This is a genomic window from Butyrivibrio sp. AD3002, from assembly GCF_000420905.1.
Lineage (GTDB): Bacteria > Bacillota > Clostridia > Lachnospirales > Lachnospiraceae > Butyrivibrio.
This window is the reverse complement of sequence record NZ_ATVV01000059.1, coordinates 1-4,397: the sequence shown is the minus strand read 5'-3', so window position 1 is coordinate 4,397 and position 4,397 is coordinate 1. Positions and strand designations below refer to the sequence as shown.

General features: G+C 36.8%; 5 protein-coding genes and 1 pseudogene. 4 read left to right on the top strand and 2 right to left on the bottom strand.

Going from position 1 to position 4,397, the window contains the following annotated elements:
- Positions 1-211 (bottom strand): annotated as a pseudogene (locus G596_RS26050) (transposase); the annotation flags it as partial.
- A 160-nt stretch (positions 212-371) separates the two neighbouring features.
- Between G596_RS26050 and G596_RS0120045 the strand changes: the two are divergent.
- The 4 genes from G596_RS0120045 (at position 372) to G596_RS25920 (ending at position 3,928) form a co-directional block, all read left to right on the top strand.
- Entirely contained in the window at positions 372-623 is a 252-nt protein-coding gene (locus G596_RS0120045; protein ID WP_022763570.1) for a hypothetical protein, read from the top strand.
- 228 nt (positions 624-851) lie between these two features.
- Positions 852-2,012, top strand: coding sequence for a hypothetical protein (locus G596_RS0120035; protein ID WP_022763568.1), 1,161 nt, complete (start codon positions 852-854; stop codon positions 2,010-2,012).
- A gap of 263 nt (positions 2,013-2,275) precedes the next feature.
- Complete coding sequence (locus tag G596_RS0120030) at positions 2,276-3,340, top strand: YcxB family protein (RefSeq protein ID WP_022763567.1); 1,065 nt, start codon at positions 2,276-2,278, stop codon at positions 3,338-3,340.
- A gap of 144 nt (positions 3,341-3,484) precedes the next feature.
- Positions 3,485-3,928 carry a J domain-containing protein gene (locus G596_RS25920; protein ID WP_022763566.1) on the top strand — a complete coding sequence of 148 codons (444 nt, stop codon included), beginning with the start codon at positions 3,485-3,487 and terminating at the stop codon, positions 3,926-3,928.
- 116 nt (positions 3,929-4,044) lie between these two features.
- Here G596_RS25920 and G596_RS25380 read toward each other — a convergent pair.
- Positions 4,045-4,397, bottom strand: a 353-nt coding sequence (locus G596_RS25380; protein ID WP_022763565.1) for a transposase, incomplete at its 5' end; no start/stop codon positions are given.

Here is a 4,397-nt window from a genome sequence, read left to right as displayed (position 1 = left end):
AGTAGTTATTGAGATCTTTCCAGTCCCAATCCTGATGGTAATAGACAATCTTAGGGAGTTCATCGACTTTGAACTTTTGATATTTGGGAGAATGAGAATCATCGAAAGCCCACTGCTTTAGAGGTATATATCTGCAGATGAAATTAATCAGCCAGCAGTTTTGCTGATAGAGTTGTTGAATGATTTGAAGTAAATAAAGTATAATGTTCACGAGCATTGTCTCCTGGTTATTTTGTGAGTTTGGTCGCTGACATTATACCAAAAAGGGAGGTCAATGCTCTTTTTATTTTGAACTCCCGATAAATCAAGGTTTTAGAACTAAAAATGGGTAGTTAATTTGACACTACCCAAAAGTTTTGGGGAGGAAAAGTATGACAAAAAGAATTGTTGAGTGGGTACTATTAATTTTCGGAATAATTATTCTTGCTTCTTTTGTATTTTTAATGACGGCTGATTTCCATATTATAGCCTTCATTTTTCAACTCTTTATCCCATATTTTTTAGGCCCAATTCTATTAACAATTCTTCCGTTTACCTTGATTGTGGGAGTACTTATTATTGTAATTTGTTGCGTGGTGTCCCACAGAAAAAAGAAAAGAAATAGTGAAAATATGAGTAGCTAAGTATATTTTCTAAGTAAAAAGGAAGTGATGATAAATGACTGACAAAATTTTTTATGATATATGCTCATCCGGATATATTTTTGTCCCAATAATCTGCATTATTCTTATGATTATAATGCAAAAATGGTGGAAGTATGCGCTTTGTACAGCTGATTGGAGCAGGCAGATAATGAAACAGTTCAATAAACATATACTGGCCACAATACTACTACTTACGAGGAGTTACGAATGCAGTTTTTAAACCTGATATTATGCATAATCCTGGTTTTTATGCCGGTTATTGGCTTTTTGTTCATAAGTGAAAAGAAGATATCGAAAAAAGTGTATATCCCGATCCTGGCATTTCTGGGACTTATTTTTGTTCTTTTGCTTGTAGGTATATTTGCTGCAGATTTTCATGTAACGGCATTTGTTTTTCAAATTATTTTACCTATTTTGTCTATATATGCAGTAGTAGGTTTGATTATATGTGGAATAGCTTTTCTTGCGAAAAAAGGATTCTTTAATGGAAAACGCCTGATATTGACGGTGTCTGTGATTATATGCTTGATTGCGGTGATTGTTTGTGCCGTTTTCTATAGACAAAACAGGCAAAACGGGCAAAAGGTAGATTATTCTAAATATCCCGATATTGAAATTACCGGCACTTGGTTAGCTAACAACGATAAAAAATCTGTGATTGCTCGCTGGGAAAGCAGCACAAATACATTTACAAACACAAGTGAAAAAGAATTCAAGTATGAACCGGATGAGCCATACAAGATGCCGGATACTGTTAGCGGGGAGGACGCAGATGTCCTGGAACTGTTCTATAATGCGGACAAAACCGCTGTATACTATTCCAACGATAATAAGATATTTAAATATATACCTGCAGACAACTCTTATTTGCTAATAGGGGAGGCTCCAACTGATAATCCAGGTCATTTTTTAATATTGAAAATCTGTGTTTCAGAAGATGAGAAAAAGGCATTTTTCATTGCCTGTGAGACTTATAATGAAGATGTCGCTAATAATCTTTATTGCCTTGATATTGAGACAGGTGAGTGTTCTGTAATATTGCAGGAGAAGCGATGGATCGATGATTTCGAAATCTCTCCTGATGGAGAATCCATAATATATAACGGAAATGATAAAATCGTACGGTATGACCTTGCGTCCGGAAAAACGGAGACACTTCTTGAAGGGACACGTGCGGATACACGTGATAACGGAGGGGCTTACATAATCCGTATTTCAAAGGATGGCAGATACATAATGTATTACAAAGATATGGTGCCTGTCGGATGTTCCCAAGTCTTTGTATATGATATCGAAACCGGAGTTTCCGAAAAGATAATTCAGACCAATAAGTATGCGATTAAAGATGTGAATTGGGCGGAGAACTGAGCATAGAAGGAAAGAAAGATAAGAGCATTAAAGAGAACCTATTTGGTTTTTGCAAGTACAGCACTTTGGATTATTGAAGCAATCCCGGTCATATATGTCTTAAGGGAATGCATGAATTCATATGTGAATGGAACGATACATGGTTTTAACAGCGATGTCGTGATAGATGTCTTGTGGGCGATAGTTGTCGTTCTTGCGATAGTCACCACTGTAACCACGATAAGGCACTGGTCTACATTGTAGTAAAAAAGGGGAAATAAAAAATGGGAGGAGTAAGCGGTATGCCCTATAAGACAGAAGTCAAATATACATATGAGGAAGCTAGAAAAGCTTTTTGGGCGACTCAATTTTACAAAAATAAGGCAGGAATTGCTGCAGTTGCTGTGGCTGTGGCAATTGTGATTGGCTTTATTATCAATGGGATAGTCACGAATAATTATGAAAATGTGGTTATTTTTTCACTTGTGCTGATCTTTTATCCTATCCTTACATATATTTTTGCTTCCAAAAGAGTAAAAAAGAACTATGAAAGCTACAAAATGATCCATGGAAATACATTTTCATACGCTTTTTATGAGGATTACATGGAGTCTGATGGAGAAAAGGGGAAGTCAAAAATCCAATACAGTGATTTATATAAGATTGTTGAGACGAAGACCAATATCTATCTCTTTATCAGCAGTGGGCAGGCATTCTTTGTTGTAAAATCCGACTGCTCGAATGAACTGATTGCATTCCTGCAGAAACTGAAAAAGGAAGTTGGAAATAATAAGAATAGTAAGGGCACACCTGAAGCGGTAGATTTTGAGCAACTAAGCAGCTCATTGGAATCAAGAACTGATATTATCCATAAAGCAAGGGTTGAGTGGGGATTGAATGAAATAAAAGATTTCAACTGGCTCCTCATAAAGAACGAACACAAATCTTTGATTTACATTCTTGTGCTCGTTGAGGTTATGTTTTTTGCAGCCTTTGCTATGTCATTTCCCGCACATTCCATGAGGTTAGCTGTAGAGAGTATTATATTGGTAATTGCCGTTCCTTTGCTCTTATATATCCTTTTTAATTTCAGGTGCAGGAAAAATTATGAAAGCAATAAGATGCTGAGAAACTTTGCGGCCATAATTACTTTTGACAATGATAAGCTTGAACAAATAAGTAATGTGGGAAGCCTTAAGGCAAATTATGATGAGATATATCGGATATTTGAAACTGATAATAATTTCTATATTCTTGTAAGCGATAATCAGGCTATAAACGTCAGAAAAGCGAACTGTTCAAACGAAATGGTTGCCTTTTTGAAGGAGCTCAAGTCTAAAGTGGCATGAACAGGTGAAAGAGTGGCTATTCTTAAGATAATTGCGAAAAAGGAATAATAGCGCATATCCTTTAGCAGTATCGGATATGTTGTTTGTTCTGAAAAAAGGTTAGACTCAGTATAAGAACAAGCACAAGAAAATGAGGGAAAAACTATGATGTCAAATCCTTACAAAATACTGGGAGTTCAGTCGGGAGCCTCAGATGAGGAAATAAAGAAAGCATACAGGAATCTCGCCAAAAAGTATCATCCTGACCTTCATCCAAATGATGAAGCGGCTTCAGCAAAGATGAATGAAATAAATGCGGCATACGATATCCTTTCAAAGCCTCATAGCTCGGATTCATGGCAGCAAAGAACTGCCGGCCAGACGTATGAGCAGCAAAACGCCTATAACGATCAGGCAGAATATGTGGATTTTGAAGAGTATTTGAAACAGCGAAACAGACAGAGAAGATACAATTACACGTATAGCTGGAACTGGAATAATACGCCTGCAAATACTTACAGACCGTCAATTTTTGGAAGGATGATCAAATGGTTCGTCATTTACCAGTTTGTTTCTATACTTTTTAGAATGTTACTTTTTCTTAGCTGATAATATATCCATATTTTTCTCAAATGTAGCTGGCGCATGATTCTGAATGAATTATGCGCTATAATTTTGATATAAATGAACTACCACCACCGACTCTGTGTCGGAAGAGGTTTCTGTTATGCCGCAAAGCGGCATGAACCTTTGGGATGCTTAGTGCATCCCAAAGAACAGGGCATGTCCACTATGCCTCTATCCCATTGGGTTACCTTTGGGAATACTTTTCTTAAGATATTTGCAGCTCCGTTTATGTCTGCATTTGTTATTGTTCCATCGTAGTGCCTGTAAAGTCCACGTTTTATCCTTTTTCCGGAAAAAACATAGTCAGCATTACTTCCCTTTTTATACACAGGGATCGCATCCATCGCAAGGAAATCCGCTTTGGATGTATAGCTCTCTTCCGTAAGTGCAAACCTTATCCCGTATTCAGCAAGCTTATATCTTAGCATATCTGCAAATATCAGCATTGGTA